Source organism: Corynebacterium auris (assembly GCF_030408575.1).
GTDB classification, from domain to species: Bacteria; Actinomycetota; Actinomycetes; order Mycobacteriales; family Mycobacteriaceae; genus Corynebacterium; species Corynebacterium auris.
In genome coordinates, this window is sequence record NZ_CP047047.1 from 100,162 (window position 1) to 116,365 (window position 16,204).

The 16,204-nt window shown below is 66.4% G+C and carries 11 protein-coding genes and 1 pseudogene; 7 read left to right on the forward strand and 5 right to left on the reverse strand.

What is annotated here, in order from left to right; genetic code table 11:
- Positions 1-39 precede the first annotated feature (39 nt).
- On the forward strand, positions 40-816 hold the full coding sequence (locus CAURIS_RS00495; protein ID WP_290342287.1) for a TSUP family transporter: 777 nt from the start codon (positions 40-42) through the stop codon (positions 814-816).
- Between the two features lie 29 nt (positions 817-845).
- Positions 846-1,448, forward strand: a complete 603-nt coding sequence (locus CAURIS_RS00500) for a TetR/AcrR family transcriptional regulator (protein ID WP_290342288.1) — start codon at positions 846-848, stop codon at positions 1,446-1,448.
- On the opposite strand, the pseudogene CAURIS_RS00505 reads toward CAURIS_RS00500, so the two are convergent.
- A pseudogene (locus tag CAURIS_RS00505) lies at positions 1,445-2,884 on the reverse strand (amino acid permease). The gene CAURIS_RS00500 and the pseudogene CAURIS_RS00505 sit on opposite strands and share 4 nt — an antisense overlap.
- A gap of 282 nt (positions 2,885-3,166) precedes the next feature.
- Here CAURIS_RS00505 and CAURIS_RS00510 point away from each other — a divergent pair.
- The 3 genes from CAURIS_RS00510 (at position 3,167) to CAURIS_RS11575 (ending at position 4,925) form a co-directional block, all read left to right on the forward strand.
- Complete coding sequence (locus tag CAURIS_RS00510; protein ID WP_290342289.1) at positions 3,167-3,682, forward strand: hypothetical protein; 516 nt, start codon at positions 3,167-3,169, stop codon at positions 3,680-3,682.
- A gap of 31 nt (positions 3,683-3,713) precedes the next feature.
- The gene (locus CAURIS_RS00515) at positions 3,714-3,890 is read left to right on the forward strand and encodes a hypothetical protein (protein ID WP_290342290.1); all 177 of its coding nucleotides are present in this window, start codon (positions 3,714-3,716) and stop codon (positions 3,888-3,890) included.
- Positions 3,891-4,223: 333 nt separating this feature from the next.
- A complete protein-coding gene (locus CAURIS_RS11575) occupies positions 4,224-4,925 on the forward strand; it encodes a DDE-type integrase/transposase/recombinase (protein WP_353959267.1) in 702 nt (233 codons plus the stop codon).
- Positions 4,926-5,043: 118 nt separating this feature from the next.
- Here CAURIS_RS11575 and betA read toward each other — a convergent pair whose 3' ends face one another.
- The gene (gene betA / locus CAURIS_RS00520; protein WP_290342291.1) at positions 5,044-6,837 is read right to left on the reverse strand and encodes a choline dehydrogenase; all 1,794 of its coding nucleotides are present in this window, start codon (positions 6,835-6,837) and stop codon (positions 5,044-5,046) included.
- A 344-nt stretch (positions 6,838-7,181) separates the two neighbouring features.
- Here betA and betT point away from each other — a divergent pair, with 344 nt between their 5' ends.
- A complete protein-coding gene (gene betT, locus CAURIS_RS00525) occupies positions 7,182-9,371 on the forward strand; it encodes a choline BCCT transporter BetT (RefSeq protein WP_290342292.1) in 2,190 nt (729 codons plus the stop codon).
- 79 nt (positions 9,372-9,450) lie between these two features.
- Complete coding sequence (locus CAURIS_RS00530; protein WP_435384010.1) at positions 9,451-11,013, forward strand: aldehyde dehydrogenase family protein; 1,563 nt, start codon at positions 9,451-9,453, stop codon at positions 11,011-11,013.
- A 122-nt stretch (positions 11,014-11,135) separates the two neighbouring features.
- On the opposite strand, the gene CAURIS_RS00535 is transcribed toward CAURIS_RS00530, so the two are convergent.
- The 3 genes from CAURIS_RS00535 to CAURIS_RS00545 form a co-directional block, all read right to left on the reverse strand.
- A complete protein-coding gene (locus CAURIS_RS00535; RefSeq protein ID WP_290342293.1) occupies positions 11,136-12,422 on the reverse strand; it encodes an MFS transporter in 1,287 nt (428 codons plus the stop codon).
- A 14-nt stretch (positions 12,423-12,436) separates the two neighbouring features.
- Positions 12,437-13,798: a glycoside hydrolase family 1 protein gene (locus CAURIS_RS00540; protein WP_290342294.1), complete on the reverse strand. Its 1,362-nt coding sequence runs from the start codon at positions 13,796-13,798 to the stop codon at positions 12,437-12,439.
- An 88-nt stretch (positions 13,799-13,886) separates the two neighbouring features.
- Positions 13,887-16,127, reverse strand: coding sequence for an ATP-dependent RNA helicase (locus CAURIS_RS00545; RefSeq protein WP_290342295.1), 2,241 nt, complete (start codon positions 16,125-16,127; stop codon positions 13,887-13,889).
- Positions 16,128-16,204: the final 77 nt, after the last annotated feature.

Below are 16,204 nucleotides of genomic sequence, written 5' to 3' on the forward strand. Positions count from 1 at the left end.
CGTTCGTGCACCCTCACGCTCCATGAAGGCGGGAAGCGGGTGGGTGCGGTGGGCATCGCGGCGCTGGTGGGCGCGGCCGCGCTCGCGGGCTGGGTCGACGCCGTGATTGGCGGGGGAGGGCTCGTGCTCGTCCCCGTGCTCATGTCGGTGACGGGCATGCCCGCGGCGGCGGTGCTGGCCACCAACAAGGTCGCCGCGGTGACCGGGACGGCCTCGGCGGCCGTCACGATGGTGCGCAGGATCGGCGTCCCCGGCTACACCCGGGCCTACGCGGTGGTGGCCGGGGTGTTCTCCGCGTGTGGGGCGCTCGCGGTGTCGCTGGTGAGCGACACCGTCATCCGCCCGGTCATCCTCGTGCTGCTCCTCGCGGTGGGGGTGGTTGTGGCGGCGCGCCCCGCCTTCGGCGCGGGGGTGGGGCAGCCGCGAGAGACGGGGCGGCGGATCGCGGCGGGTGCCGCTGTCACCGCCGCCGTGGGGTTCTACGACGGGATCTTCGGCCCCGGCACCGGGATGTTCCTCATCTTCGGGCTCACCGCCGTATTCGCCCACGCGTTTTTGCGCTCGGCGGCGATGGCGAAGGTGGTGAACACAGCGACGAACCTGGGCGCGCTGGCTGTGTTCATCGCTGGCGGCTACGTCGTGTGGCCCCTCGCTTTGACGCTGGCGGTGGCGAACGTCGTCGGCGCCCAGCTGGGCGCGCGCACGGTGCTGGCAGGCGGTTCGCGCCTGGTGCGGTGGGCTCTTTTGGTGCTCGTTGTGGTGCTGTGCACCCGGCTCGGGTGGCAGGAGTGGATTAGTTCCGCAAACCATACTTAGGCGCTACGAATCTGTGTCATAGTGTGGCAATGGCACCTGGAACACCGATCGCCGCCGGGCAGCGGCCGAAGCGCCGGCAGGCGACAGAGGAGAAGATCTACCGCTCGGTGCTCGCGTTGGCGCGCGAGCAGGGCTTCAACGCGGTGACGATCGACGCGGTGGTCGCGCATTCAGGGGTGGCCAAGACCACCATCTACCGCCGCTACGGGGACCGCAAGGAGATGCTTGCCGACGCCCTATCGAACGTCGTCATCCGCATCCCGCAGAGCTACCCGGAGACGTACGAGGAGTTCGAGGCGTTCCTCGTGCGGCTGCAGGAGCACCTCGAAGAGGAGATCGGCATCCGGCTGATCGGTTCGCTCTTGGCCAGCCGCGAGGAGTACGTCGACGAGTGGAGCGACAGGCTGACAGACGAGGTGCTCAACGGCCTGACCGTCTACGTGCGCAAAGGCGTCGAGCGCGGCATGTTCGCCCCGGGCGTGGACGCGCGCACGATCGTGACCATGGTGGTGGGCAGCATCCTCGTCCGCGCCGCCTTCGAGTTCGGCGACCCGAAGAAGCACGCGCGCTACATCGCCCGGCTGGTCTGGCCGATGCTGAGCGGCGCGGAGGGCACGCGCGTGGGTGGTTAGGTGAGCGTGAGTGTGCCGTCGATAAGCCCCGCGATAGCGAAGGTGGCGGCGGCGATGACGACGGCGACCACCACCCACTCGAAGGGGTTGAACACGCGCTGGCCGTTCGCGCGGCGGGTGAGCACGTAGGGGAGCAGCCCCGGCACGACCGCAAGCGCGCCGAGCAGCACGTAGACGGGGTCGGCGGCGTAGATGAGCCACACGGAGTAAACGAAGGCGAGCGTGCCGAGGAGGAAATGGCGGCGATTCTCACCAGGCGTGGTCACCTCGAAGCGGCGGCGGCGTGCGGTGCGACCGGCAAGCAGCATGAGGTAGAGCGAGGAGAAGATGTAGGGCAACAGGTACATGATGGTGGCCAGCTGGACCATCGCGTTGTAGGAGGCCTCGGAGGCGAAAAAGATGATGACGAAGAGTTGGATCACCGCGGTGGAGACCAGTTGCGCCAGCCACGGGGCGCCGCGGCGGTTCGTGACGGCCAGTTTCTTGGGCAAAAGGCGGTCGCCCGCCATCATCACCAGCGGCTCCGCGCACAGCATCTGCCACGACACGTAGGCGCCCAGCACCGACAGGCACAGCCCCAGCGAGATGAGCGCCCCGCCCCACGGGCCGACCACGGCCTCGAGGACCGCGCCCATCGAGTTCTCCGGAAGCGCCGCCAGCTCCTCGCGCGTGAGCACGCCGTAGGACAGGGCGGACACCGCCACCAGCAAAAACAGCACAGAGAGGAAGCCGATGACGGTGGCGCGGCCGACGTCGCGGCGTGTCTTCGACTGCTTGGAATACACCGACGCTCCCTCGATACCGATGAAGACCCACACCGTAAACAGCATGATGCCCTGCAGCTGCTGGCTCAGCGGGATGCCGGAGCGCTCGCCCCAAAAATCCAGCGTGAACGTGTCCCAGGAAAAGCCGAGGAAGGCCACGAGGACGATGAAGCTCACGATGGGCACGAGCTTGGCAACAGTAGTCACCAGGTTCAGCACCGCCGCCTGCCTGATCCCGCGCGACAGGCCGGCGAAGATTAGCCAGGTCAGCGCGGATACCGCCACGGCCAGTACCCACTGGTTGCGCAGCGCGGGGATGTAGTAGCCCAGCGTGCGGAAGAACAGCGTGGCGTAACCCACCTGCGCCATCACCGAGCCCAGCCAGTAGCCCCACCCAGCGGTGAAGCCGATGAAGTCGCCCAAACCGGCGCGCACGTAGGAGTACACGCCGGAATCCAGGTGCGGCTCGCGCCGGGCGAGCACCTGGAACACGAACGCGATGGAGAGCATGCCCACGCCCGCGATGACTCAGCCGACGAGCATCGCGCCCGGGCTGGCCACCGAGGCGATGTTTTGCGGCAGCGCAAAGATACCCGACCCGATGGTCGAGCCGATGATCAGGGAGACCAGCGTCCACATGGTCACCGTGTGCGTCTTATGCGCGGTCGTCATGGAGGACAAGAATACTTGGTGCGCCCCAATTTATTAAATAGGACGCTCCCCTGGTACAGGAAAGACCTCCGAATCTCAAGGAAGCCGGTACTTTCGTACCCGTTTTTTAGACTTTCGTGTAAAAAACGCGCAAGTGAGCCGGGAAAAGCGCGGGTCATCTCTAATCTAAAAAAGCGGGGTGCTCACCAGGGAGTGGAGGGGCGCTCCGTGGAACTGCGCCACCGCACAACGTGTGGTTCGGCTTCATTGCTCTGTACATATAGGTTTCCTTGGAGGTCTCTCATGAAGAAGCGCGTCTCAGTTTGCCTGTTGTCTGCGTCGATATTACTGACGCCACACACACCAGCGATCGGGGCTCAAAGCAATAATCCTCACGCCGCGTCGATGACCCCCACGGCTGCGCACACTGATCTTGGAATTTCCAATGACCAAGTCGAAGAATTCCTCTACATTGTGGATTCGATTCCAGACGAGGTGCTGGCTGAAGGGGACGAAGCCACCGCAGAATGGGTTCGAGAAAAGTATCTCAATACAACTGTTGTTCCATATTGGGCTACGGAAGCAGCCTGCGCCGGGGCAATCGCGTGGGCGATCGGTTCAACTTTGATCCCCGTCGCAAAGATCCTCAAGATTAAACGTTACATTCAGCAGCTTGGTGGGCTCAAGGCTGCGGTTCCGCAGTTGAGGGCGCACAATTTCAGTTGGCCGAGCATACAGCGTACCGGCGGTGCACTCCGTGACCTCGGTGCTGAGATTATCGGCGTTGCTGGGGTAGCCGAGTACTGCTTCAACTCTTGATCAAGGGACGGGGAGTGAATGTGAGGTGAACATGGCAAAGCTGTACTTGGTTGCTTCCGTACTGATGGGAATCGGGGGCATTTTAGTGCTACCAAGCCAAAATCTTTTGGCTTCGGCTGCGATGCTGGTGGCTGCTGGTTTGGCGGCTGATCATTACCGGCATGTAAAAAGAAGCCAACTGGAGCCGGGTGATTCTTCTCAGCTGTGACCGATAACTTTAGGGGCGGAAAACGAAGGCGATGTGGCCTTGAAGCGTCCTGGGTTCGGTGCCGATTAATTCTAGAGAGATTGGTGACAAGCTCGGCATCTGCGCGCACACGCCGAGTAATCGGTTTAAGCCTTATAGGCCGTCACACGACGTCGAGTTCAGTTCCGGCGAGTCAGCCGATAAACGCCTGCACAGGGCTAACGAGACCCCAAGGCCGTGGCAGCTTTTCCGCAACGGAACTCGGCCGTCCCACCAGAAGATGACCGAATACACCGATACGTATCGCGATCGCTTCGGGCTCGAGGCTACCTGTGGATTTATCACATCACGCGGATGCAGGGCGGGGAGAACGCAGGGCCCAGCCGGCCAGGAGAATGTCGGGGCGCTGCTCATTGCCGAACTAGTGAAGGGCTACAAGGACAACCTGAAGCGTCTACGGGGTACGCCCGATGCGGAAGGCCATGCAGCGCGCCGGCCGGGGTATCGGTTGTGATATTGAGGGGGCGCAGGCATGCGCGCGCATCGATTACACCACGTCGGGCCAACGTGCCGGATTGTCGTCCTGATCCGGTTAACCGTGGCTTCACTGCGCAAGCACCGCACCGGTTGTGGGTCGCTGCGATCACCTATGTATGCACCCTGTTGGGTTTTGGCTGCACCGCGTTTGTCACTGACGCGTACTCCCGCGCGATTGCCGGTGTGGCGACTCGGGCGAGTATGCGCACCGATGAATTGCTGCTGGAACTGTTTCACGCTGGTGTCCTTCGTGCAAAAGGGCTTATCCACCACGAAGATCGTGGCTTTCAGTATGTGCCGATCCGCTACGGTGAAGCACTTGGCGAAGCTGGGATTGAGCCCTCTATCAGTACTGTCGGCGACTCCTACGACAACGCGTTGGTTGTAGCGGTCAACGGTCTGCACAAGACGGGGCCGATGTATGCCCACCGGTGGTGGGCATCATTGGGGTATATCACTCCACAGGAGACGGGGGACTCCTACTGCCAACACTCAGACGCTCGGTGGTTGGGCGTTTAGCAAGCGGAACGGAAACCAGGACGCTTCAGTGTTTCGGCTGCAGCGGCTGGCCCGTACTTGGTGCGTATGTCGGGCCATACCCGGCATAATGCGCTTACCAAGCCACAAGGAATTACTGCTAGTGGTCTGCGCCGGGGATCGCCTCCTTGTGGTCGCGTACCTTCTCGCCCTCGGCGTAGAGGGGCATGCCCTTTTTGGCCTGGTAGAAAGGCAGGTTCAAAGGCGCGAGCGGTTCGCGGCCGCGGATCAGGTCGGCGGCCTTCTCGGCCAGCATCATCACGGGGGCGTAGATGTTGCCGTTGGTGATGATCGGCATGACGGACGCGTCCACCACGTAAAGCCCCTCGGTGCCGTGGACCCGCATGGTCTCGGGGTCGACGACCGCCATCTCGTCCTCGGCCGGGCCCATCTTCGCGGTGCACGAGGGATGCAGCGCGGTCTCGCCGTCGTTGCGCACCCACTCGAGAATGTCCTCGTCGGTCTGAACGGCCGAGCCGGGGGAGAACTCGCGGGCGCCGTGCTCGGCCATCGCGTCGGTGGCCATCAACTCGCGCGCCTTGTGGACCGCCTCGACCCACTCGCGGCGGTCCTGTTCGGTGCGGAGGTAGTTGAACAACATCTTGGGCTTGGCGTGTGGGTCGGCCGACTGGATGCGTACCCAGCCCTTCGTGTCTGAAAACATCGGGCCCACGTGCCACTGGAAACCGTGCTTTACCTTCGCAGGGGTGCCGTCGTAGCGCACCGCCATGGGCAGGAAGTGGAACATGAGGTTCGGGTAGTCCTCGTCGTCGTTCGAGCGCACGAATCCGCCGGCCTCGAAGTGGGAGGTGGCTACCGGCCCCTTCTTGGTCAAAAGCCACTGCAGGCCCATCAGCGGCCAGCGCCACTTACGCAGGTACGGCTGGGAGGAGTGCGGGGTGTCCACCTCGTACTGGATGTAAACCTCCAGGTGATCCTGCAGGTTTTCGCCCACTCCGGGCAGTTCCTTGACTACCTCGATGCCATGCTGCTCCAGCAGCTCGCGGGGGCCAACGCCCGACAGCTGCAGGAGCTGCGGGGTGTTGATCGCCCCGCCGCACAGGATCACCTTGTCGGCCAAGACGCGGCGCGTGGCACCCTTCCACTCGTATTCGACGCCGACGGCCCTGTGGCCGTCGAAAAGCACACGCGTGGTGAAAGCCCTGGTGCGGATGTCGAGGTTCTTCCGGTTCTTCACTGGGTGGATGTAGGAGCGTGCTGAGGAGGCGCGGGCGCCGTGCTTAATGTTGCGGTCGAAGGGGGCGAAGCCCTCCTGGCGGTAGCCGTTGACGTCGTTGGTCAGGTGGTAACCCGCCTCCTGCACGGATTTGAACAGCGCCTGGAACAGGGGAGTGGTGGCCGGCCCGCGGGAGAGGTAGAGCGGGCCGTCGTGGCCGCGGCGCGGGTCGTTCGGGTCGGCGGCCTTAGCTGTCTCCATCTTGTTGAAGTAGGGCAGGCAGTGCGCGTAATCCCAGTTGCCCATGCCGGGAAGAGCCCCCCACTTCTCGTAGTCCATGGGATTGCCGCGCTGGAAAATCATGCCGTTGATGGAGCCGGAACCGCCGAGGACCTTGCCGCGGGCGTGGGGGACGCGGCGGCCGTTCATCTCGGGTTCCGGCTCGGTCTCGTACATCCAGTCGTAGCGCTTGTTGCCGATGGGGAAGGAAAAGCCGGAGGGCATGTGGATGAACAGTTCCCACAGGGAGTCCATGCGGCCCGCTTCGAGCACCATCACCTGCGTGTCCGCGTCCTCGCTCAGGCGGTTGGCCAGGACTGAACCCGCGGAGCCGCCGCCGACAATTACCACGTCGCGGCGGCGATCCTCCACGGTCTCACCCTCAGTGTCGTTGTGGATTTTGGTGAAAACGGAGGACAGAAAACCCCTCAACGCCATCAGTTTTTTTCTTCCCTTCATCACGTGGTAGCCGGGGCATCCTGCAGCGGCCGGCGCGCTCTCGTGAGAGCAAAAAGCGGACGCCGTTCAATCATCGGCATCGCGCACGGCGGCCCACACTACCAGATACGCCGTTGACGTGGCCGAACGGTCGATATTCCTGGCGGCGCCCCAGCTCCTGGTGAAAAAACCTGTGTCCTCTGTTTTCCTGCGCTGGCGTTTGTGTACCGTTGAAAGGTCGCAGGCTGCCCAAGTCCCCGGTACCGCCGCGGGAGGGACGGGTAGCGTTTACACATTTGCGCGCGGTCCGCCACCGCGCTGAGGTAAGGAGCCGGGGAACACGTATGGGAAGGCCTGAGGGAGAGCAGCCTGTAGGCGAGGGAATCAGCCGTGCGCAACCGGATAACCGGCCGGAGGTGATCATCGGGTCCTACCGTGTCGGCAGTGCCGATGCCTACACGCCGGGCGCCGTGGAGGCCCCGAAAGTCAACTGGCCCGTATTCGTCACTGCAGCTGCGGGCGTGCTGGCCGTCGTGCTGTGGGCGTGGATCGCGCGCGAAGACGCCGCGGAGACGTTGGAGTTGGTGACCGAGTGGATTTCCACCAACCTCGGATGGTTTTACATCCTTACCAGCACGGTCGTGGTTGTGTTCGTGATCTGGGTGGCGCTGTCGAGGGTCGGCTCCGTCCGCCTTGGCCCCGACCATTCGCGCCCCCAGTTCCGCCTCTTCTCTTGGGCGGCGATGCTGTTCGCGGCGGGCATCGGCGTGGACCTGATGTTCTTCTCCGTGGCGGAGCCCGTCACGCAGTACCTCGCCCCGCCAACGCTCACTCCGGAGTCGCGCGAGGCCGCCGAACAGGCCGTTGTGTGGGCACTGTTTCATTACGGCATCACGGGGTGGGCAATGTATGCCCTGATGGGGATGGCCTTCGGCTACTACGCCTACCGGCTCAACATGCCTCTGGCGATCCGCAGTGCGCTCGCACCGCTCGTGGGCAAGCGGATCCACGGCCCGATCGGGGATGCCGTCGACATCGCGGCCGTGCTCGGCACCGTCTTCGGCATCACCGCCTCGCTGGGTATCGGCGTGGTGCAGCTCAACTACGGGCTGAAGCTCATGTTCGGCATCGAGCAGACGGTGGCTGCGCAGATCGCGCTGGTAGCGGTGAGCGTGATCGTCGCGATGTTCTCCGCCGTCTCCGGGGTGGACAAGGGCATTAAAATGCTCAGCGAAATTAACGTGTTGCTCGCCTTCCTGCTCATGGCATGGGTGGTTTTCGCCGGAAAGACCGCCTTCCTCTTTGACGCGCTGGTTATGAACATCGGAGACTACATCTCCAGGTTCCCGAGCATGACCATGCAGACGTTCGCCTACGCCGAGGACCAGGAGGCGGTCAACGCCTGGCTATCCAGCTGGACGCTGTTTTTCTGGGCGTGGTGGGTCGCGTGGGCGCCTTTCGTAGGCCTGTTTCTGGCCCGCATCTCGCGAGGGCGCTCGCTGCGCCAGTTCGTCGTCGGCGTGCTCACCATCCCGTTTCTTTTCATCCTCGCCTGGATGAGCTTCTTCGGTAACTCCGCACTTGACCGAGTGATCAATGAAAGGGACACCGCCTTCGGCGAGACCACCGTCGCCGCCCCGGAGCAAGGCTTCTACGACTTGCTCGCGGCTTACCCCGGAGCGACCTTCCTCATCGGGCTGGCCACGCTGATTGGCCTGCTGCTTTACATCACCTCGGCCGACTCCGGCGCCCTAGTGCTGTCCAACTTTACCTCGCGGATTACGGACAGCCGCCAGGACGGCGGGATCATCTCCCGCATTTTCTGGTCTGTACTCGTCGGCGTGCTGACGGTAGTGCTCCTGCAGATCGACGGCGTTGCCACCGTCCAGTCCGCGACGGTGGTCATGGGCCTGCCCTTCGCCTTTGTGATGTATGGCATCATGCTCGGCCTGGTGCGCTGCTTCCGGCTCGAGGCGTCCCAGAATGACGCGCGCCTGGTCTCCCTGCACGGCGCGATGTCGGGCCGGACGGGCACGGACGGCCAGCCCCAGAGCTGGCGCCAGCGCCTGCGCCGCGCCTCCACGTGGCCCAGCGCGAGCCACGCCCAGGAGTACCTGGAGCGCGTGGGCAGGCCAGCCCTCGAGCAGGTCACGGACGAGCTGGAAAAGCAGGGCATCGAGGCTGTGCTGGTCAGCAGCCCCGTCGCTGGTCTGGGCGTGTCCCAGCTCGACCTCACCGTGGCGCTCGGCACTGAGCAGGACTTCCGCTACCAGATCTATCCGGTGGAGTATCCAGTGCCCTCGTTCACGCGCAACGCCGGCGACGGGGAGGTGTACTACCGCCTGGAGGTGTTCGACCGGACGGGATCGCTGGGCTACGACGTCTTCGGGTACACACAGAACCAACTGATCAACAACGTGCTCGACCTCTACGAGCGACACCTCGAGTTCCTGCACATCCAACGTGATCTGCCCGGCACCTCCGACGTCACGGACGGGGTGGAGCCCGCTCGCGAGTGGTCCGAGGACGCGTAACCGGCCCGATTCGTACCCTGGAGTGGTGTGGCAGGACGTGCCATACCGATCAACCCCGGACTGACTGGAGTACTTAATTTTGACCCCTCTTATCGATCCGACGTCAGAGCTGCTGCGCGGCACCCTCACAGATGGCGCCCCGGCGTCGCTCTTTATCGGCGGCGAGTGGCAGGCCGCGTCAAGCGGCGAGACCCGCACCATCGTCAACCCCGCGGACGGCTCGACCGTCGGAGCCGTCTCAGAGGCAGGCGAGGAGGACACACTCCGCGCGATCAAGGTCGCGCGCGAGGCCTTTGACAAGGGCGAGTGGTCGGCCGTGCCCGCCATGGAGCGCGGCAAACTGCTCCTGCGCGTCGCCGAGATGATCCGTGAGCACTCCGAGGAACTGGCCGCCGCGGAGTCGGCCGACACGGGGAAGCGCTACGCGGAATCCCTGATCGACATGGACGACATCGCGGGCGCCTTCGACTACTTCGGCACCCTCGCCTCGCACGAGGCGGGCAGGGTGGTGGACCCGGGCAGCGACACGGTGCGTTCGCGTATCGACGCGGAACCCGTGGGCGTGTGCGCCCTCATCACCCCGTGGAACTACCCGCTGCTGCAGGTCAGCTGGAAGGTCGCCCCGGCGCTGGCGGCCGGCAACACCTTCGTGCTCAAGCCGGCCGAGCTCACCCCGCACACCGCGATGATGCTTATGACCATCTTGGAGCGCGCTGGCCTGCCCGCCGGGGTGGGCAACCTCATCACCGGCGCGGGCGCGGCCTGCGGCAACCCGCTGAGCCAGCACCCGGACGTGGACATGGTCTCCTTCACAGGCGGGCTGGCGACCGGGAGGATCATTGCGAAAAACGCCGCCGAGACCGTCAAGCGCGCGGCGCTTGAACTGGGCGGAAAGAACCCCAACGTCATCTTCGCCGACGCGGATTTCGACACGGCCGTGGACAACGCCATGACCGGAGGGTTTTTCCACTCCGGGCAGGTGTGTTCGGCAGGCTCGCGCATCGTTGTGGAAGAAAGCATCCACGACGCGTTCGTCGCGGAGTTGGCCAAGCGCACCGCGCTGATCAAGATCGGGGGCCCGCGCGACAGCGTCGCCGAGACCGGCCCGTTGATCTCGTCCGCACACCGCGACAAGGTCGCCGCCTACGTAGATACGGCCCGCGAGCAGGGCGCAAAGGTGCTCACCGGAGGGCGTACACCCACCGCCGAGGACAACACGGGCGGCCACGGCACAGGCGAGACCGACCTCACCGCCGGGGTGTACTACTTGCCCACCATCCTGGACAACTGCACCCGCGAGATGGATTGCGTCCACGACGAGGCATTCGGGCCCGTGGTGACCATCGAGACCTTCACCACCGAGGAGGAGGCGGTCGAGATTGCCAACGATACCGAGTACGGGCTGGCCGGTGCTGTGTGGACTACCGACGCCGGGAAGGCGGAGCGCGTCGCGCGCAAGCTGCGCCACGGCACCATCTGGATCAACGACTTCCACCCCTACCTGCCGCAGGCCGAGTGGGGAGGAATGAAGCAGTCCGGCAACGGCCGGGAACTGGGCCCCACCGGGCTTGCCGAGTACCAGGAACACAAGCACGTGTACACGAACCTCGCGCCGGGTGTAACCGGCCAGTTCAAGGGGTAGCCGGAGGCGTGCGGGAAGCGCACCGCGGCCACTCCGGCAGCGGTAGCTCGGCGGCTCCCACGCTCAGGGGCGGGTCGAGGCTTCTCCTCAGTCCAGAGGCGTGCCCGTGGGAAGCGCGCCACCTACCGCGAGGAGCGGATCGTCAGCGCGAGCGCGGCCGCGAGGACGCAGGCGACGGTGCACGCCTGGTACAGGCCGGGGTAGCCGCCGAGGAAGCGCAGCGCCGTGGCGGCAAGGAGGCCGGCGAGCATGTTCGCGATGCCTTGGGCGAGGGTCATGATGGAGACGTCGCGGGCGCGATTGAGCTTCGACGGCAGTGACTCGTTGATGGTGGCCTGCTCCACCGCGGACCACAAACCCCACGCCAGGCCCAGCACGGCGGCGGCCACCACCACGGTGCCAACGCCCGCGGCGAAGGTCATGAGGACGGTGGCCAGCCCCATGGTCAGGGCGGCGACGATGAGGAACACGCGGCGCCTTTCCAGCCTGTCGGAGAGCACGCCGGTCACCGCGGCGGCGGCCATGGTGACCGCGGCGAAAACGACGGTGAGGATGAGCACCCACGTGTCCGGGTCGCTCACACCGATGTGGTCGCGCAGGTAGTACAGCAGGTAAAACAGCGCGGTGTACTGCGTGGCGTGCATGACAAAGCGCGTGACAAAGACCGTCCAGTAGTTGCGGTAGGCACCCGCCGGGAGGGCTTCGGTCGCGTTTTCGTCGCCGTCGGTGCCGCCGCCGCTGCTGAAGACGAGGGCACCGAGCTCCGCCTGCTGGTCGAGCGTGGAGTGGTGCACTGCCGGGTCGATGGCGCCGCGCCCGAAGCCCAGCTGGATCACCAGCCAGGGGAACACGGCGGCGATGATGATGTAGGCCCAGGTGAGGTCCACGAGGCTGGCCACCGCTGTGCCACCGACGAGCCCGAGGACGTAGGTCACGCCCAACACGCTCGAGATCGCCCCGAAGCGCTTTTGCGGCACCACGTCGGCGGTGATGGTGAACAGGTTGTTCGTCATGAAGGCCACGAAGCACTGCACCAGGCACCACAGCACCACCAAAGGCCAGTAGCCGGGGGTTGTGGACATCGCGAGCATGCCTATCGACGCCAACGGGACCGCAAGGAGGATCCACGGGAAGCGCTTGCCCCAGCGCCGCGCCATCCCAGAGGCGTTGGACAGCCGCGAGCGGTCCGAGATCAGGCCGACGACCAGGCTCGCCACCACCGCGGTGGCACCGCCGCAGATCATCAGCAGCGCGAGGGCGCCCTCGTAGTCGTCGGGGCGCACCGCGATCATCTGGTTGGCCAGAAGGAGCTGGGAGGGGGCGACCCACACGAGGCAGGTGCCGAAGTAGGCCAGCGCGAACTTGCGGAAAAACGCCCCCGGTTCGCGCTGCGCGACGGTTGTTGCCATGGCGCCGGCCCCGCCTACTCCGCGCCCAGGGTGTTCTTGGCCGTGGGCTCGCGGTAGGTCGCCTCGATCTCGGGCGTGATGGCGCCCGCGCGGTTGAGGTCGCGCAGCATGTAGCCGGCTGGCTTGACGTGGCGGTCGAGGTTGTCGTCGAGCGCCACCACACCGAAGTGTTGCGCCATGCCCTCGGACCACTCCCAGTTGTCCACGAAGCACCAGTGGTAGTAGCGCTCCACGGGCGCGGCCTTTTGCTCGGCGCCGTCGCGCGAGGGCAGGCCCGCGTTGAGGCGGGCGAGCTCCTCCAGGTGGTCGAGGACGAAGCCGCAGCGGAAGGACTCGCTGTTGTCGGCGGTGCCGTTTTCCGTGATCCAGATGGGCAGCCCGTACTCGCGGGCGAGCGGCGCGGAGACCTCGACAATGCCGCGCGGGTAGATCTCCCACCCGAGGTCGTTGGTGGGGCGGTTCGGGAATGTGGCGTCGTTTAGCCCCTTGACCGCGGTGCGCGAGTAGTAGTTGATGGCGATGGCGTCGGCGTAGACCCCCTCGGGCGTGAATCCCTCGGGCAGGGCGCGCGGGCGCCCGAGGACGGGGTCGAACACGCCGCGGTAAAAGGCCTTCTCCAGCGCGCCCTGGAAGAGGTATTCCACCAGCGGGGTGAGAGCCCGGTGCAGCGGGTTCGCCCGGTTGGCGGGGGCGAAGACGCGCTTGTGGTGGGCGAAGGTCACTTTCGCGTTATCCACGCGCTCGTGGATGAGCTCGTAGGCCTGCAGGTGGGCCGCGGCCATGTTCTGCAGGCAGGTGCGCACGGCGCGGTAGCCGCCGCGGCCGGGTGGGGTGGAGCCGAAGAGGTAGGCCTCGGTGGCGAAGACGTTGGGTTCGTTGATGGTCACCCAGTCGCTGACGATGTCGCCGAGTTCGTCGAGCACCCGGTTGACGTAGCGGAGGTACAGGGCGACGACCTCCGGGCTGGTCCACCCGCCGCGGCGCTCCAGCCAGAGCGGCTGCCCGAAGTGGTGGAGGGTGACCAATGGTTCGATTCCCCTGCTTTTCAGGTCGCGGTACTCCTGCGCGTAGCGGGCCAGAGCCTGCTCGTCGAACTCCCCGGGGTGCGGCTCCACGCGCGACCATTCCACGCCGACGCGGGCGATGGGGTACTCGAGGCGCTCCATGAGCTCGTTGTCCTCCCGCCACCGCCGCCAGTGGTCGGTGGTGGGCTCGGGGGTGGTGCCGTCGGCGATGTTGCCGGCGGCTGCCCATTCGCTCCAGTTGCTGGGCTGCGGCGAGCCCTCGATCTGCAACCCGGCGGAGGCGGTGCCGATCTTCATGCCGCCGAGCGGGATCCCGGCCGGGTCGGTGTGTGTCCTCGGGGTGGTGGCCATGGGCCAAGGGTAGCGGGCGCCGTGGTGCGCCGCGGGCGTTTCCGGGCGGCTTTTTCGCGCCGGAAATAAATAGCGGGGGTAAAGCGCCTCACATTCGCTTTTTCGTCCGCGCAGTGGCTACCGCTGTCCACGGGTCCTCGGGCCAGGGGTGCTTGGGGTAGCGCCCCCGCATTTCCCTGCGGACATCCTGGTAGGGCCCGTCCCAGAAGCTGCGCAGGTCATCGGTCACCGCCAGCTCGCGCCCGGCGGGGGAGAGCAGGTGGAACAGCACCCGCACGCCGCTGACGGTGGGGCTTTCCGCCAGTCCGAAGCACTCCTGCAGCTTGACGCGCACGACGGGGCGCCCGGTGGCGTAACTGACGCGCGGGTGCGAGCCGCTGGGCACCTCGAGCCGGGCGGGCGCGAGTTCGTCGAGGCGCGCGGCCTCGGGCCAGGGCAGTTGCCGCATGAGCGCGGCGCGCATGTCGAGCTCGCTTATCGACGCCCCCTCCGCCAACCTGGCCACCTCCGGCGAGTAGTCGCCCTGCTCCACATCCGGCCAGGGCTCCCCGAGGACCTCGTGCAGGAAGTCGAGGCGTTCCTTCAGCTCGCGCGCCGCCTCGTCGAGGTGGAAATCGGCGAATCCGACCCCCTGCAACGCCTCGGCGGCGTCGGCCGGGTCGAGGCGTATCGGGGTGGAGGTCAGCTCGATCGCGCCAACGGCTGTGACTTTCCGGGCGCGGACGGAGCCGTCGATAAGCGAAGCTCTCGTTTCGGCGGTGACCATGTGCTCCGGGAACTCGATGGGGGCGGCCGAGCGGATGACGGCGCCGCCGCGGGTGAGCTGCACCTCGGCGCACGCGATCCACTCGGGCGCGCCCAGCGGGACGCCGAGGCGGGCGCGCGTGCCGCTGGCCAGCAGGTACTCCTCGCCGACGCGGCGCGCCACCCACTGGGGGAAGGCGGTGGCGATGACGTCTCCCGCGGCTACGGCCGGCGTCTGGCGGACCAGCGTGGCCAGCCTGTCCACCTGGCGCTTCGATGCCCGCGCGGTGCTGATGTCCCCGCTCATCCCCTCCGCAAGCGCGGCGACAGTCGGCGCCGCCCCCGAGCCGTGCCGCACGAGTGCCGCGCCCAGGCGCGGGTCCACGGGCATGCGGGCGAGCTGTTCGCCCAGGCCGGTGATGGCGCCGGCGCCGTCGAGGGCCCCGATCAGGCGAAGCGTCTCGGCGGCTGCGCGCCGGGCGGGCTCGGGCGGCGCGGTGAGAAGGGGCAGGTCCGGCGAGCCCCACGCCGCCATGGTCAGCACCGCTGCGGTGAGGTCCGCCGTGGTGATCTCCGGGGCGATGTCGGCCTGGAAGTGCTGGTAGTCGGTGTGCGAATAGGCGCGTACCACCTCCCCGGGGCCGAGGCGGCCGGCGCGGCCCGCGCGCTGGTCGGCGCTAGTTTTCGCCGCCGAGACCGTGACCAGGCCCGTCATGTTGCGGGCGGCGTCGCGCCGGGGCACGCGCGCAAGGCCCGCGTCGACAACGCGGCGCACCCCCGGCACCGTCAGCGAGGACTCCGCGATGGAGGTGGCCACGACCACCCGGGCGCCACCGTTGAGTGCCTCGTCCTGCTCCGCGCTGCCGAGGCGCCCATGCAGCGGGGCGGCGTCATCCAGGTGCTGGCAGACAAGGTCAACCTCCCGCGCGCCGGGCACGAACACGAGCGTCCTTTGGGTGCCGCGTTGGGCCAGCTCAGCGACGTGCCGGTAGAACTCGCGGGTGCCCTCGGTGCGCCCCGGGTGCGGCGCGTAGCTCACCTCCAGCGGGTGGGTCACCGCTTCGGTGCTGAGGATGCGCGCGCCCATGTTCGCCGCAAACGTCTGGGCGTCGAGGGTGGCGGACATGGCGGCCAGGTAGAAGTCCTCGCGCAGGACCGCGAGCTCCATGCACATGGCCAGGACCAGGTCGGTGTCCAGCTGGCGTTCGTGCACCTCGTCGATGACCACGGCGCCAACGCCCTCGAGGCCGGGATCTTTGATAAGCCGGTTGAGCAGCACGCCCGGAGTGACAAACTCCACCAGCTCGCCCGGCGTGTGCTCGCCGCGGATGGAGTAGCCCACCCGGTTTGTCCCCGGTTGGGTGTCCAGTTGTTTCAGCCTGTTCGCGGCGGCGCGCACCGCCACCCTCCGGGGGGCCGTGACCAGTGTTTTCCCCTTCAGGTTGCTCACCGCCGGGGGGATGAGCGTGGTCTTGCCGGTGCCGGGCGGGGCCTCGACGACCAGGGGGCCCTCTTTGGGCAGGTCACCGATGACCCGGCTGACCGGCAAACCCGCGCCGATGGCGTCCAGGTTGAAAGGGTGCATGGGGAACAGGGTAGTCGGTGGGCTGGTACGGCCCTGCCGGGGGAGAGAAGGATCCGGCGAGGCTTGTGCGAGCCGCT

Excerpts from the sequence above, each read along its gene's own strand:
- CAURIS_RS00545 (WP_290342295.1), bottom strand. The coding sequence starts at position 16,127 with ATGCACCCTTTCAACCTGGACGCCATCGGCGCGGGTTTGCCGGTCAGC.
- CAURIS_RS00510 (WP_290342289.1), top strand. The coding sequence starts at position 3,167 with ATGAAGAAGCGCGTCTCAGTTTGCCTGTTGTCTGCGTCGATATTACTG.
- CAURIS_RS11575 (WP_353959267.1), top strand. The coding sequence starts at position 4,224 with ATGCAGGGCGGGGAGAACGCAGGGCCCAGCCGGCCAGGAGAATGTCGG.
- betT (WP_290342292.1), top strand. The coding sequence starts at position 7,182 with ATGGGAAGGCCTGAGGGAGAGCAGCCTGTAGGCGAGGGAATCAGCCGT.
- CAURIS_RS00540 (WP_290342294.1), bottom strand. The coding sequence starts at position 13,798 with ATGGCCACCACCCCGAGGACACACACCGACCCGGCCGGGATCCCGCTC.
- CAURIS_RS00535 (WP_290342293.1), bottom strand. The coding sequence starts at position 12,422 with ATGGCAACAACCGTCGCGCAGCGCGAACCGGGGGCGTTTTTCCGCAAG.
- CAURIS_RS00500 (WP_290342288.1), top strand. The coding sequence starts at position 846 with ATGGCACCTGGAACACCGATCGCCGCCGGGCAGCGGCCGAAGCGCCGG.
- CAURIS_RS00515 (WP_290342290.1), top strand. The coding sequence starts at position 3,714 with ATGGCAAAGCTGTACTTGGTTGCTTCCGTACTGATGGGAATCGGGGGC.
- betA (WP_290342291.1), bottom strand. The coding sequence starts at position 6,837 with ATGGCGTTGAGGGGTTTTCTGTCCTCCGTTTTCACCAAAATCCACAAC.